A 14,902-nucleotide genomic window follows, 5' to 3' on the forward strand; every position below is an offset into this window, starting at 1 on the left:
CGAAAACTGGATCCTATCCGGGCAAGTCTGCCCTTCACGTCTGAAATCCCTGGCTTCAAGCGGCACTGCAGCCACCCGAAACACCCTTTACCCCCGTTATTTGTCCCATTTATCCCATTGAAAGATAAAATAAAAAACGCCTTCTTCATGGACAAAAAGGCGTCTCCTATTTTCACGACAGCTCTCCCGCGCTTGATGTAGTTAAATGCCGGTATCCTTCCCCGGTCACCAGACATCCGGAGCGGCCCGCTTTAATCTCAATCCAGCCTTGATCCCTTAAGCGGTCGAGCCATTTGCGGATTTGGTTTTCAGTCATCACCACTCCCTGTGCTCTGAGAAGTGTGGTCAGATTGCGGCGGCCGGTAGGCTTGCCGTCCGCCTTGGCTTCCACAAGAGTGGTGAGCAGCAAGCGCCCGACGTCGATATCCAGACACTCCACCGGGAGCGGGCTTAGCGGGAGAAGTGGCGGCTCCACCTTGTTAACCTCCGCAACGGGTGGGCTGTTGGTCTCAAAAGGAAGATCCTCCACACTGAAATCCTCTCCATTCATAATAGCAATGTATTCCACCGTGTTCTCCAGCTCGCGGATATTGCCCGGCCAGTCATGCGCAGCCAGTGCCACACTCAATTCAGGGGGCAGTTTCCGGGTGATTCCCCTACGCGCCAGAAAGTAGCGGATCAATCTTGGAATATCCTCTTTGCGCTCGCGTAACGGAACAATCTCAATCTGAAGCACTTTTAGCCGATAATAGAGATCTTCCCGGAACCCTCCACTCTTCACCAGTTCGGCCAGATTGCGGTTGGTCGCTGCAATGACCCTCACATCCACCGGCAGAAGCCGGGTGCCGCCGACCTTCAGAATCTCCTTTTGCTGAATCACCCGCAGCAGCCTGGCCTGAAGATGCGGCGAGATATCGCCGATCTCATCCAGGAAGATCGTTCCTTTATGCGCCTGCTCGAACAATCCCGGCTTCCCGCCTTTGCGTGCTCCGGTGAACGCCCCTTCCTCATAGCCGAACAATTCACTTTCCAGCAAATTCTCCGGCAGCGCACTGCAATTCACAGCAATAAATGCAAACGGCGAACGGTGTGAATAATCATGAATCGAATGGGCAAACAGCTCCTTTCCCGTACCGTTTTCGCCAAGAATAAGAACACTCAGGTCATTTTTAGCCATTTTCTTGGCCTTCTCAATGATGCGCTTCATGGGTTCCGCATCGGTCACAATATCCTCAAAAGTAAACCTGGAGGTGTGCCCTTTGTCCCGGAGCTGCTTCCGAAGTTTCAGTTCCAGCTCTTCGATTTTCCGGGCAATGTTGAAGATCAGCACACGTTCTTTGGCATTGCCGCGGCCGAGGATAGCCATTTTGCTCAAAATCACATTTTGCTTGCGTATCGTCACCAGCCGGTCGCGGATCTCCCCCTCCTGCCATTCCAGCTCAATACCATGCCTGCTGAACAGTTGTCCCACCTTCAGTCTGCTCCCGTCCCAGGCCTCGCCCAGAATCTCCTCGGCAGTCCGGTTAATAAAGGTCACCCGGCCGAGTTCATCGTAGGTCACAACTCCGTCCTGAACCATATTCAGCGTCTCTTCAAACAAATTCTTGGTGTCGAGCATCTCCTGCATCGTGAATTGCAGCCCTTGGCTAGACGTCATAATCTCACTGGCATACCGGTCAAGAATGCGGCGGGTTTTGGAATTCACAAGATTAAATCGGGTCAGAATCTCTACGATCGTGCCGATATCTATCACCCGTGGGCCAATGTCAATAATATGCTCCACACTAGCCGGGGCCAAATGGGCTTCCCCGGGTGTGATGGCTTGCAATACGCTTCCGTTCTCCAGCAAGCCGGGATAACAGGGAACCAGGTCCACATGACGCAGCCCAAGCTCATATAAAAGAGATATAGTCTCAACCACAGAGTCACGCTCGTCATTCACAACCAAATACCGGTTCCCAGCCGGGAGATCCTTAATCTGTTCCCAGCCTTTCCTGGACAAGGTGCGCTTCATGATAAAGACATCGGTCTGCTTACGCAGAACAAACGGTGAATGTTTGATGAACAGAATGTGCGAGCTGATGATCACCAGATCTACTTCGGCTTCCCCCGTCCATCCGTTTACAGAAAAGGGATGGAAGCTCATATATTCTCCCAGCAGCGAAGTAAGCTGCCTGCACAGCAGCGTGCTGGTCGTTTCCGCTCCTGCGATCACTGCGATTGCTATTCGCACCATCTTCCCAGCTCCTTTACTGTCGGCTGCGGCGAAGCGCTGCGCTTGACAGCCCCAGCTCTTCCCGGTATTTGGCTACCGTGCGACGGGCAACCGTCAACCCTTCTTCGGCAAGCTGCTCTGACAGGCGCTGGTCGGAGAGCGGCTTACCAGGGTCTTCCTCCCGGATCAGTTCACGGATTCTGGATTGGATATAAGGGACGGAGGAGACTTCGCCACCGGCGCTGTTAACGGCGGAGCACAGCAGGTCCTTTAATTCATAGAGCCCGCCGGGAGTCTGCACATACTTGCCGTTAACCGCCCGGCTGACGGTTGATTCATGAAGTCCGATGCAATCCGAGACCATTCGCAGGGTCAATGGTTTGAGCGAGGCTTTGCCTTTGACCACAAAATCGAATTGGTGCTCCAGCATCGCCCGCCCCACCAGCAGCAGCGTCTTCTTGCGCTCCTCGATACATTTCACAAGCCACTTGGCAGAGCGGTGGTACCCTTTGAGAAATTGCAGCTCCGGGCTTGTCCTGGACATTGAGTTCATCATTCCATCGTAATAACGGTTAATCGTCACAGCCGGCAAGGCACTCTCATTGCAAAATATCTCGTACCCCCTCAGCCCGCTACGAATGTATAAGTCCGGGATCACATAGCTGTCAGTCCCTCCCCCGTAACAAGCTCCGGGATAAGGATTCAGACTTTGAATGGTCCGGTATGCACAGGCGATCTCCTCATTCGTGACAAACAGCCGGGCCGCTGCATTCTTCAACTTCCTGGCGGCCAGGACCTCCAGGTATCCGGCTGCCAGCGCTTCAGCCAGCGGCTGGCGCGGCACCATCCTCCGAAGCTGCAGTAGTAGGCATTCCGATAGAGTAGCCGCCCCCACACCGGCAGGCTCAAATCCCTGTACCACATCAAGCGCCTCCCGGAGCACTGCTCCGGCAAGACCCCGTTCCGCTTCCAGCTCCTCTAAGGGAAGCTCCAGATACCCCCGGTCATTAATGTTGCCAATCAGATATCGGGCCGCTGCAATTACCGACTCCGGCAGACCGGAGAGACAATTGAGCTGCTCAAGCAGGACTTCCTCAAGCGTGTCCTGCCTGACAGCCTTGAGCTCGCCGGAGAATGGATTACCCTTGGCTGCCCATGACGTTGTTTCAAAAGCGTTCTCCAGCCCTTCGGGCTGTTCGAGCGATTCAAGGCGTTCAAGCATCGGATTTTCTTCACACTGCCGCTCGAGATATGTGGATAAATCGGTGATGGACAGCTGCAGAATCTCCAGACCTTGCCGCATTTCTCTGCTTAAGGACATCTGTTGCGATTGGGATTGCATCAGCCTTAACTTTACTGCCATTTCGCTTCCCCTCCTTTAACCAGCAAACAAGCAACATTAAGTGTAACTTTATGTGACTTATTATTAATAAAATTAAGGGAATCGTCGATAACTGTCAATAAAAAAACATTATTAATGTTATAATATATGACATATACTATATTTTAAATTTAGATGTCAATGCCTCCAGCTCACTAGACATCCGGCTTAAATGTTCAGCTGACTCGGAGATGTCGTTAAGCGAAGCTAGCTGATACGTCGAGGATTTACTCAGTTCAGCAGCACCTACTGCCGAAGCACGGGCAATAGATGACAACTCATGCACCGAAGCCGAGACCTCTTCCGAACTGGCCGACATCTGCTCAGTAACCGAAGACATATCCTCTGTCTGCGCCGAGACACTGCGGATAACCTCTGTAATACGCCTAAAAACTTCATCCGTCTGCTTCGACAATTCCATACCAGCTCCTACTTCCAGCAATCCTGCCTGCATCAGCTCTGCGGATTGACGCGTATCCCTGTGAATGTTCTCGATGATGCCTGAAATCCGGTACGCCGCTTGTCCCGACTGGTCAGCCAGCTTACGCACTTCTTCAGCCACAACCGCAAACCCCCTGCCTGCATCCCCTGCCCTCGCCGCTTCAATCGCCGCATTCAATGCCAGCAGATTGGTCTGGGAAGCCAGCCCCGTAATCAATTCCGCAATGCCAATAATTTCGCTGGAGCTGGATTCAAGCACTTTTATTTTCTCGGCAGACAGGTTGACAGATTCGCTGATCGCCGACATCTGATCGACAATTTTCCGAATAGCAGCTCCGCCCGCCTCTGCTTCGCGGTCCATGTCGGCAGCAGCTTCGGAAACTCTGTACGCGGTTTCTGCAATGCTCTGAATTCCCTTCGACATCTCTTCCATCACCCGGGCACTTTCGGAAGCCGAATGCTCCTGGGCCGCAGCTCCGCTGCTTACCCGTTCTACCGCAGCTCCCACAATCTTGTGCTCATCCACATTACGCGCTACCGTGTCGGCCATTTCCTGAGAGGAAGCCGCTGCCTGCACTGCTTTATCTTTGACACCCGAGATCATGTTCCGCAGCTCTGCGGCCATCTTCGTGAATTTTCGGTTCAACTCTCCAAAGTCATCGGACCGTTCTGTGCTCAAACGGACATGCAGATTGCCGGAGCTCACCTCATCAATCGCCTTGAACAATTCTTTAACGGGAGCAAGCGTCCACCGGGTCAGCCAATACTGAACGGCCAGCATAATGACAAGAGAAATCAACAGCACTATAAGTGAGCGCATCCACACTTTTTGGATATTTTCACTAAGCAGGCTGGCAGTCACATCCATCCCCATAACGGCGATTACCCGGCCGCTGTTATCCAATACAGGTTCCATCACACTAATCCAGGTCCCGAAATCGTCGGTATACGCATCCGTTATGACCGGCTGTCTGGTTGCGACTGCTTGCTCAAGCGCCTGCAGCGTCTTCGGCGGGTTCTCATAGATATCTCCTGCTTTAAGCCCTTGTTCCACCAGATGGGTAGGCATAGCGACAATCAGGTTCTTGCCGTCCTTAATCTCCGGAGCGAATACATACACTTGTGCCACATTCTTATTGGCATCCGACACTGCATCAAGCTTAGCCATAATCCTCTTCACTTCAGGCGAGTTATTGTCAGGAGCAGCTGCCGCCCCCGCCACATCTGTCTTATCGAGCGTCCCAAGCGCCATTGCAGCCACTCCCAGCGACTGATTATTCAGATTCTCCAAGGCCAGCCTGCGCTGAATCTCAACCCCGGCAAATGAAATCACAAACCCGATAATGAGAATACTGGCAAAAGCGACAAGTAAATTCCTGGCAAAAAATGAAAGACGAATATTACGTTTCATAGTAATCCCTTCCTTTTCATGTCATATTATATGATATTGTATGAATTTACATATACATCGGCAGGAATAATTCAATTTTTAATGTTATTTTTGCAAAAAAAAGAAAAGGCCCGAAGAAATTCGGTCCTTTTCATAGGCTTCTTATCTTTTCTCAACAGCCATACTTTTAGAATGCCGTTCAATATTTACGCAACAGCGTTACTCCCTTTATCTGCTCAGTATTGTCAATCCAAGTAGAAGCGGCTACGTCATCCTTAAAGGGACGGTATCCGTTTCAGGTTTACATCACCCGCCAGCTTACTCCACCGTTAGTGGTCTGCAGCAGAATCGACTTGCGGTCTTCTTTTTTCTCGATCAGCAGCCAGCCTACTTCACCGGATATGAATTGCAGCTTCACAATTTCCGGATAATCCACAAGTTTGGATCGCAGCACACTGCTGGCCGGAAGCGCCGTCCAGGTCTTGCCCTGGTTGGTAGTCTTATATAACACATCCTGCTTAAGGGCCCAGCCCACTTGGGAGTTCAAGAAGGTTGGGGGAATATGGCGGTTGATCCCCGTCAGGGGTCCCAGCCCGAAGGATACAAATTTCCAGTTCTCTCCCCCATTGGCCGTGAAATAACCATTATAGGTGATACTGCCTTCTTTGTCTTTTTGGCATCCAACGGACATCCAGCCGTTCAAACTGCCTTTATCAAAAAAATCAGGCTCCCCAGTAATCACCTTGTCACAATCCCTTAATTGATCATTCACAAGAAACTCCGGACCCGGATTCCAGGTAGCCGCTCCGTCCTTGGTCATATAGATCTTGGGCAGTGCCCCGGTCTGCATAGTCACAAAGCCATGGCTAATGTCCTTGAATATCATCCCTGTAATGACACCCGATATCGGGATCGTATTATTCGGCAAATTCGGATTATATTGTTCATTTTGCATCACCAGGCTCCATGTAGCGCCGCCGTCGCTTGTTGCATACAGCGCTTTGCTCTCTTTGGTAGCTTTGGCATCCCAGGAAGTCATCAGCCAGCCATCCTCAGGGGAGTTGAAATAGATGGAAGAAATAGCGTTCGCATCAGGAAAAGAAGAGACCTTCCAGCTGCTTCCTCCATCTGTTGTACGCAATACCACTGTTTCTGTAAGCCCTGAGGCGCTGCGGATAATCCAGCCATTGCTGGGATCGGTGAACAATATGTCTTTTCCATAGACAGGGTTGGATAAAAATTGAACATTTGCTGACGGGGAAATATTGCTCCACGTTTCGCCGTTATCCTTGGTCATGTAGATCCGCAGTTCATTTTTGGTCACGCCCCAAGCCAGCCCCATGGAATCATTTAACAGTCTGAAATCTGTAAGCCGGGTCTGAATCTGATATTTCGCGGTTTTCTCGTTGTTAACATTCTTGGCGTCCGGTGTAATCAACGTAATGGTCTGCCCCTCTTCCGGCGCTTCCGTCGGCTGCGGGGGCTGGGAAGGCTCCGGAGGAGAAGAAGAGCAGGCCGAGAGTATAAGCAGGCTCAAGAAAACCGTGAATATAGCCCCCAGAACCCTGAACCCCGTAAGTTTATATGACAAAGCTCTCTCCTCTTCCTTCATTAATTATTGGTTATTATTCAGCTTGCTGTGCTTGTAGCCATATAACCCGTAAATGAGCAAACCGATGGCCAGCCAGATCAGGAAGCCAATCCAAGTCTCTCTCCCCAGATTATACATCAAATAGCCGCAGGCCGCCGCACTCAGCAAGGGCACAACCGGAACCCATGGCACTGTGAAGCCCCGCTTCAGATTCGGATGGGTATACCGGAGAAGGATAACACCGAGCGAAACGACAAGAAAGGCGAACAGTGTGCCGATACTGGTCAGGTTGGCCAGACGGTCCAGCGGGACAAAGCCGGTGAGCACGGCAATAATACCGCCTACCAGCCACGTGCTGCGTACAGGGGTATGCGTCTTCCTGCTGACCTTGGACCAGGCTTCCGGCAAAAGCCCGTCCCGTGATATTGCGAACAAGAGCCGTGTCTGCCCAAACAGCAAAACGAGCAGAACCGTAGTCATTCCAGCAATGGCACCTACGGAGATCAGCCCGGCGACCATATTCTGATCCACAAAACGGAGCGCAAAGGAAACCGGATCACTGACATTCAGGCTCTGGTAAGGAACGATCCCGGTAAGTACCAGCGATACGACGATATAGAGCACCGTACAGATGGCAAGGGAGGAAATAATCCCGATCGGCAGATCACGCTGTGGGCGCTTGACTTCTTCTGCTGCAGTAGACAGGGCATCAAATCCGATATAGGCAAAAAATACAGTAGCCGCCCCATTAACTACACCATGAAACCCGAAGGGCATAAAAGGTGTCCAATTCTCCGGTTTCACATAAAAAAAGCCAGTGACAATAAAGAGAATGACGACCGACAGCTTGATTACAACCATAATGGCATTAAAACGGGCCGTTTCCTTGACCCCCCTGGTCAGCAAGTAGGAAATCAGCAAAATGATGATAATCGCGGGGAGGTTGATAAACGTTCCTTTGTCCGCATTATACGCCCCGGAGAGTGCTGTGGGCAAATGCAAGCCAAAGCCTTCGAGCAGACCCTGGAAATAACCAGACCACCCGCTGCTCACTGCAGCTGCAGCCACCCCGTATTCCAGCACGAGATCCCAGCCCAGAATCCAGGCTAACAATTCGCCAAAAGCCACATAGCTGTAAGCATACGCACTGCCGGACACCGGTAGTGTGGAAGCAAATTCGGAATAGCAGAGCGCCGACAGCACACAGGCTATACCGGCCAGCACAAAAGAGAGCACCAGCGCTGGTCCTGCATGCTCTGCCGCTGCTACTCCCGTCATTACAAATATACCGGTACCGATGATCGCGCCCACACCAAGCATGGTCAGATCCAGTGCACCAAGTGTCTTGCTTAGCTTCTCGCCTCCGGCGCTTACTGGAGCGGTCAAAGGTTTTTTGCGGAATAAATCCATTCGTAAATTCTCCCCTGTCTTCTAAATAAATAGATAATGCTATTGAGAAGCGGCCGGCCTTTTAGGACCCCGCACCGATAATTACAAGAAACTTGGAAATACTAAACAATACTTGCTCCCTTCTTCCAAAATCCTTGTTAACTTGCCCAGTTTCGGGTAATGGATTAAAAGCAGACCGCTTGAAAACACTAACCTTAGCGATTATGATGGATAAGATTGGACACAAAAACTTCAATAACTCAGGAGGAGATGTAGCAATGGCCCCCCCATTCAAACCAAATCGTGTCGTAGTGATCGGCACAGGTGCTGTCGGTACGACAACTGCCTATACTTTGCTGCTGCGCAGACGCATGCAGGAACTGGTACTTATTGACGTCAATCATCAGAAAGCACTTGGTGAAGCACTTGATATGAATCATGGCATGCCTTTTGTCGGTGGTGTGAAGCTCTGGGCAGGAACCTATGAAGATTGCCGCGAAGCAGATATTATCATTGTGACCGCTGGCGCCTCCCAGAAACCGGGCGAAACCCGGATTGATCTGCTCCGTAAAAACATTTCCATTTTTAAAGACATCATCCAAAAAATCACGAAATACAACCATCACGCGATCCTCCTGATCGCTACCAATCCGGTGGACATTCTGGCTTATGCCACCTTGAAGATCAGCGGTTTCGACCGCAGACGTGTCATCGGCTCGGGTACAGTGCTTGACAGCGCCAGATTCCGCTACCTGATCGGTCTCCACAAAGAAATCGACCCGCGCAGCATTCACGGTCAGATTATAGGCGAGCACGGAGATTCCGAGCTTCCGGTATGGAGTCTCGCCAACGTTGCCGGAATCGATCTTGGCTTTGACGATGCGGAACGTAAGGAAATCTTCGAGGATACCAAAAATGCCGCTTACGAAATCATTGATGCCAAAGGTTCAACCTCCTATGCGATCGCACTTGCACTGGACCGGATCGTGGTTTCCATTCTGCATAATGAAGGCGCCGTGCTGAACGTCTCTACTCTGCTGAACAACTATAATGGAGTATCCGATGTATTCCTGGGTGCCCCATGCGTGGTTGACCGTTCCGGTGTCCGTGAAGTGCTGGATCTTCCGCTGAGTGAAGATGAGAAAACCCTGTTCCAGAAATCGGCTGAGAAGCTGAAGAGTGAAATCTCTAAGCTGGAGCTGTAGGACAAGCTCAGCAAGAACAGAGACTGTCTCCCCCTCATATCGAGGGAGGGATAGTCTTTTTGCCGTACTTCTGAAAAGTGGCAAACAAAGAAAACGCCCTTCAAGTTATGGAGAATAACCCCCATACTGAAAGGACGGAGCTTCTGAACTCAACAAATATAACATGAATCGTCATGTCTGCCAATGAAATAGGTCCTTGCCCCGTTACAGCTTTCCGGCTTTATGCTGTCCCCGCATTAAAGGTCCCACTGAACGGTCTACCGTATATAAAATGCAATAATTACTCCGGCATGCTGATCTGCAGCCGGGCCATCGCTTCCTCCTTCTCCCGGTTGGTGATATGCGTATACACGGTGGTGGTCTGGATGGACGAGTGGCCCAGCAGCTCCTGCACGGTCCGCAAATCTGCCCCTTTGCGCAGCAGCATGGTGGCGAAGGAATGGCGCAGCTTATGGCTGGAGTATGGCCTGCGGCGGGCAGCGGGTACTTCCGCCTGGAAACGGCCAAAGGTGTCAGCTGCAATCCCCTGGATGGCCCGGATGGAGAGCCTGCGCCCTTTTTGCGAAATGAACATAGCTTCCTCCTTGCTGCGCCAAGGCTCCAGCCGCTCAGACAGGGCTTGCTCCAAAAAAGGGGCCAGCTCCGCAGGCACCGGAATATTCCGCCATTTGCGGCCTTTTCCGAAAACACGGAGCGTAAGGCGTTCCGCATTATAATCGCTTAAGTTCAGGGTATGCACCTCCCCTACCCGCAATCCCATGTAGGACATGAGCAGAAAAACCGCCAGATTCCTGCTTCTGTACTTGCCTTCAACCGCAGACAAAAACCGCTGCAATTCATGTTCCTCCAGATAAACGGGCTCACGGTTTTTTTCGGTCTTGGATTTCTTGATTCCCGCTGCAGGATTGGCGGCCAGCAGCTCCAACTCCATCAGCGCCTTGAACAGGCAGTTGACCGAAGCATGCTTGCGGTTACGCGTGGCATCACTGACCCCCCGCTCACGGACCGAGGTAAGATAGGAGATGATATGCAGCTTCTTGACGTTCTCCAGGCTTTTGCCGTTCAGACTCCCCAGGAATTCCCGCACATCGGCGAGATAGGACTTCTGGGTATAGGGGGTAAATCCGGCATCCTTCATCCAGATGACAAAAGCCTCCAGCTCTTCCTCATAGTCAGGCTCAGAATCATTCATGTCCTGTCTCCTCCCCGGGATCATAACGGTCTATTTTACGATTACCATAGAATAAGTTCATAGAATTAACTGGATAACAGGTTCGTTTGTGCAGTGAACGTTGCCCCATTTCTCCACTCTGCCGCATGTTTCTGGATAGTGGACAGGAATTCTGCAAGCGCGGGCGATTTCCACTTTTTGTGGTGGTAAGCGATTTGGGTAGCTACCCGCTGCGACTCGTCATTCCAATGGAGCCGGGCCAGCTTGCCTTCAGCCAGCTCACTCTGGACCGTAATCATCGGTAAAAATGACAGGCCCAGACCGGCGGTCACGCACTGCTTGATCGCTTCAACACTCCAGAATTCCAGTTTCGGATCGGGGAATACGCCGTGACTGTTCAAATGGCGCTCGAACAAGGTCCGGTAGGTGCAGCCGGTTTCGGTATGCAGAATGGTCTCGTCTTTCAGATGATGCGGCAGTACCTCAGCGAGCTCCAGAAGCGGATGGCCCAGCGGAGCAACCAGCGCCATCGCCTCCTGAATGAGCGTCTCCGTGTGAAGATCCTTATACTCCGTCTCCGGCTGCAGCAGAAACACCAGATCCAGCTCTCCGGAACGGACGAATTCGGTAAGTTCCCAGCAGGCACCCGGCTTCAGGGTAATTTGCACCTGAGGATAACGCCCGCGGAATTCCTTAATAATGCCCGGCAGACGGAATGCGGCCAGCGACTCCGGTGCGCCAATGCGCAGTGCTCCGGACAGTTCAGTATCCGAACGCAGCGCAACCTCAGCCAGGGTATGCATCCGGGAGATTTCCTGGGCGTAAGGGAGCAGACGGCGTCCGGCGTCGGTGAGAATGATCTTTTTGCTGATCCGGTCAAACAGCGGCTGGCCCAGCTCTGCTTCAAGCGCCTGAATCTGCGCAGTAATGCTGGACTGCGCATAATCCAGCTTCTGAGCGGCACGCGTAAAGCTTCCGGTTTCCACTACGACTAGAAACGTGAACAGGTGGCGTGATTCCACTTGACTTCCCCCTTTGCTAAGCTGTATCATCGGTTTTTTGAATGGATATCATCTGATAATTCCGTTTTTCCAATGGATCTATTATCTGATAATCTATACGTAAATACAAGGAAAGCGGGCCATGTTCACTATGAAAGAAACTTTACAACGCAATATCGGAATGCCGCAGGCCATTGCCCTGTACATTGGAGCCGTGCTGGGGTCAGGGGTGCTGATCGTTCCCGGACTTGCAGCAGAGATGGCCGGTCCGGCCTCCCTGCTCGCCTGGGGATTCATGACCCTCCTGATTCTTCCCCTGGCTCTGTCGATGGGACTTCTCTCCGCCCGGTTTCCGAATGCGGGAGGCGTCTCCCACTTCGTTACGCTGGCTTTTGGCCCGAAGGCCGGAGCCCTGGTCGGCTGGTTCTTCCTGATGTCAGTACCGATTGGCGGTCCCGTCGCCGCATTAACCGGTGCCGGCTACATGACCGCAGCTATGGGCTGGGGCGACAATGCCAGAATTGCCATGGCTGCAGCCATGCTGGGAATTGGTCTGGTTACGAACTGGATTGGAATGCAGGTAGCCGGGAAGGTACAGATAGCTGTGGTAATCGCCATTGTCGCCGTATTGGTATTCTCCTTCGCCGCCGCGCTTCCCCGGATGGAAAGTGCGCACTTCACGCCTTTCGCACCGCACGGCTGGATGAGCGTCGGCCAGGCAGCAGCAATATTGTTTTGGTGTTTTATCGGCTGGGAAGCCGTGTCCCACCTGTCTGAAGAATTCAAAGACCCGCAGCGGGCTGCGGTCCGGGGCGTCACCATCGCGGCCATTATTGTCGGTGTCCTGTACTTCCTGTCCGCTCTTGCCACCGTCGGTACCCAGAGCTATCTGCGAGGCGGAGCGGATTCCTCCCTCGTCTGGATCATCAGCCAGCCGCTGGGCTCCTGGGGCGGCTTCATTGCCGGACTGACCGGACTCTTCATCTGCACCGCGACCATTATCGCATATACCGGAGCGGCTTCACGGGTAGCGTTCGCCCTATCCCGGCAGGGCTACGCCCCCAAATGGATGGGCCGCTTGTCCAGCCGCTATCAGACACCGACAGGTGCCATCGGCTTCCTGCTGCTGTGTTTTGCCGCTGTGCTGTTTCTTTACGGAAGCGGCTTGCTGTCGATTACCACTTTGATCCAGTTTCCCAATGCCACCTTCATTTTGACATATATCGGGGGCTGTGCGGCAGGAATCCGGCTCCTGAAAGGCAACCGGCTGGGTGTTGTAATCAGCTGGATTTCCTTCACCGCAACTGCGGCTGTGTTTCCTTTTACCGGCTGGGCGATTGGCTATCCGCTGGTCATTACTGCCCTCTTTTTACTGATTATGTATACCAGAACTGGGCGCCAGAATGTCCGTCTTGAGCCAGTCCCTGGTGAGCCAAAAAAGGCTAAGCGACGATTAATTTAACTTCGGCGCAGTGTACGAATCTATAAGTATAGCCACTATTAAGTTAATGTTGCATACTTTGGAAGAGGATTCAGCTCAGTCAGAGGTGGTACCACTTGTATTGAAGCTGAAACCATCTGCGCCTCGATATAGTAGTCGTCCTAGAGCTTAACGAACCAATCTCTAACTTCTGTGCTATTTAATCTCCAGATCACGATGATCGGCAGGACAACGCCTAACAAAAATCCGATATTGTGCCAAACAGTGAATTCAACTATTCTCAGGACGATAAGAATGCCCGAAAGGACGATCGCCGCGTAACGGCTGGTTACATTGGGAATGTTCAGACGAGAGGCTGCCCAAACGGCAGCAAGACCAAAGATAATCATGGTCATGCAAAGTATTTTCTTGAGGATTCCCGCACTCCCAAAAGATAAGACACCGTTAACGATATTTAAAACAGCTGCGAGGTAAATCATAATTTGCACGAACGTCACTCCAGCCGGTTTCTTTTCTATGGGATTCCTGGTTATTTGGCATGTGGCTCCTCCTTCTGTGAACTATTATAGGCTATCCATATTACGTATATGCACGGCTATCGGCAAATTAGCGATTCTGACGTTTCAGAAAAGGCAAACCTGGTTATGAATGATAGGAGACTGCCCAAATTGGGATAGAAGGAGACGATTAACCATGTCAAAAGATAATGAAATCATTCTTGAAGCGGCAGCCCGGAAGTTTGCCGACGACAATGCCGAACCTCCATTTCTGCCTGACCTGGGACCTGAAAAAGGACGCGAAACGGTGAACACCGTACAGTCCAGTGAGATTTACAAACCGGAAGCGGACCTTCAGGACCTCACGGTCCCTGGTGGACCAGCCGGAGAGGTCCGGGTGCGGATTGTCCGCCCGGTGAACACTTCAGGCGAAACTCTGCCTGTCATTCTGTATATCCACGGGGCAGGCTAGGTTTTTGGCAACAGCCACACCCATGACCGGCTGATCCGGGAACTGGCAACCGGTGCCGGATCAGCAGTCGTATTCCCGGAATACAGCCTCTCGCCGGAAGCCAAATACCCTACAGCCCTTGAAGAAATTTATGCGGTGCTGACATGGATTGCTGAGCATGGCTCTGAATATGGCTTGGACACAAGCAAATTAACCGTAGCTGGCGACAGTGTCGGCGGCAACATGACTGCTGCCATTACCCTGATGGCTAAGGAGCGGGGCGGCCCGGCAATTTCCAAGCAGCTACTGTTCTATCCGGTAACGGATGCTTCTTTTGATACCGAATCCTACCATCTTTTTGCAGAAGGCTACTTCCTGCAGCGGACCGGGATGAAATGGTTCTGGGACCAATATACCACCAGCGAGGAAGAGCGCGCCCAGATCACTGCCTCCCCGCTGCGGGCCAGTCTAGAGCAGCTAAGCGGCTTACCCGAAGCTTTGATTATAACCGCCGAAGCCGATGTCCTCCGGGATGAAGGTGAAGCCTATGCCAATAAACTGCGTGAAGCCGGAGTCGCTGTGACCGCAGTCCGGTTCCAGGGGATTATTCATGACTTTGTGATGCTGAATGCCCTGGCTGAGACCAACGCCAAAAAAGGAGCACTGCTGCTGGCTACCAACTGGCTCCGTCAATAGGTTTGTTTTAGCATTTACTTCATATGATATAGA

Annotated in this window: 10 protein-coding genes and 1 pseudogene; 3 read left to right on the forward strand and 8 right to left on the reverse strand. The window is 51.9% G+C overall.

Annotation, left to right across the window (positions count from 1 at the left end; genetic code table 11):
• Positions 1-172: 172 nt before the first annotated feature.
• The 5 genes from PRIO_RS18390 to PRIO_RS18410 form a co-directional block, all read right to left on the reverse strand.
• On the reverse strand, positions 173-2,236 hold the full coding sequence (locus PRIO_RS18390; RefSeq protein WP_046504000.1) for a sigma-54 interaction domain-containing protein: 2,064 nt from the start codon (positions 2,234-2,236) through the stop codon (positions 173-175).
• 13 nt (positions 2,237-2,249) lie between these two features.
• Positions 2,250-3,578: an RNA polymerase factor sigma-54 gene (gene rpoN, locus PRIO_RS18395; RefSeq protein WP_020432203.1), complete on the reverse strand. Its 1,329-nt coding sequence runs from the start codon at positions 3,576-3,578 to the stop codon at positions 2,250-2,252.
• Positions 3,579-3,714: 136 nt separating this feature from the next.
• On the reverse strand, positions 3,715-5,448 hold the full coding sequence (locus tag PRIO_RS18400; RefSeq protein WP_046504004.1) for a methyl-accepting chemotaxis protein: 1,734 nt from the start codon (positions 5,446-5,448) through the stop codon (positions 3,715-3,717).
• 280 nt (positions 5,449-5,728) lie between these two features.
• Positions 5,729-7,018, reverse strand: a complete 1,290-nt coding sequence (locus PRIO_RS18405) for a WD40/YVTN/BNR-like repeat-containing protein (protein ID WP_020432198.1) — start codon at positions 7,016-7,018, stop codon at positions 5,729-5,731.
• Between the two features lie 24 nt (positions 7,019-7,042).
• Positions 7,043-8,428, reverse strand: a complete 1,386-nt coding sequence (locus PRIO_RS18410; RefSeq protein ID WP_046504010.1) for a branched-chain amino acid transporter BcaP — start codon at positions 8,426-8,428, stop codon at positions 7,043-7,045.
• Between the two features lie 257 nt (positions 8,429-8,685).
• On the opposite strand from PRIO_RS18410, the gene PRIO_RS18415 reads away from it, so the two are divergent.
• Positions 8,686-9,612: an L-lactate dehydrogenase gene (locus tag PRIO_RS18415; RefSeq protein ID WP_020432193.1), complete on the forward strand. Its 927-nt coding sequence runs from the start codon at positions 8,686-8,688 to the stop codon at positions 9,610-9,612.
• Positions 9,613-9,892: 280 nt separating this feature from the next.
• On the opposite strand, the gene PRIO_RS18420 is transcribed toward PRIO_RS18415, so the two are convergent.
• Together PRIO_RS18420 and PRIO_RS18425 are read right to left on the reverse strand one after the other, a co-directional pair.
• Positions 9,893-10,804, reverse strand: a complete 912-nt coding sequence (locus PRIO_RS18420; RefSeq protein WP_020432190.1) for a tyrosine-type recombinase/integrase — start codon at positions 10,802-10,804, stop codon at positions 9,893-9,895.
• Between the two features lie 65 nt (positions 10,805-10,869).
• Positions 10,870-11,805, reverse strand: a complete 936-nt coding sequence (locus PRIO_RS18425; protein WP_020432188.1) for a LysR family transcriptional regulator — start codon at positions 11,803-11,805, stop codon at positions 10,870-10,872.
• A 130-nt stretch (positions 11,806-11,935) separates the two neighbouring features.
• Between PRIO_RS18425 and PRIO_RS18430 the strand changes: the two genes are divergently transcribed.
• The gene (locus PRIO_RS18430) at positions 11,936-13,246 is read left to right on the forward strand and encodes an APC family permease (protein WP_039790696.1); all 1,311 of its coding nucleotides are present in this window, start codon (positions 11,936-11,938) and stop codon (positions 13,244-13,246) included.
• Positions 13,247-13,386: 140 nt separating this feature from the next.
• Here the strand turns inward: PRIO_RS18430 and PRIO_RS18435 are convergent, their stop codons facing one another.
• Positions 13,387-13,704 carry a hypothetical protein gene (locus tag PRIO_RS18435; protein ID WP_046507124.1) on the reverse strand — a complete coding sequence of 106 codons (318 nt, stop codon included), beginning with the start codon at positions 13,702-13,704 and terminating at the stop codon, positions 13,387-13,389.
• A 214-nt stretch (positions 13,705-13,918) separates the two neighbouring features.
• Between PRIO_RS18435 and PRIO_RS18440 the strand changes: the two are divergent.
• A pseudogene (locus PRIO_RS18440) lies at positions 13,919-14,869 on the forward strand (alpha/beta hydrolase).
• The last annotated feature ends 33 nt before the right edge of the window (positions 14,870-14,902 follow it).

Source organism: Paenibacillus riograndensis SBR5 (assembly GCF_000981585.1).
Lineage (GTDB): Bacteria > Bacillota > Bacilli > Paenibacillales > Paenibacillaceae > Paenibacillus_AQ > Paenibacillus_AQ riograndensis.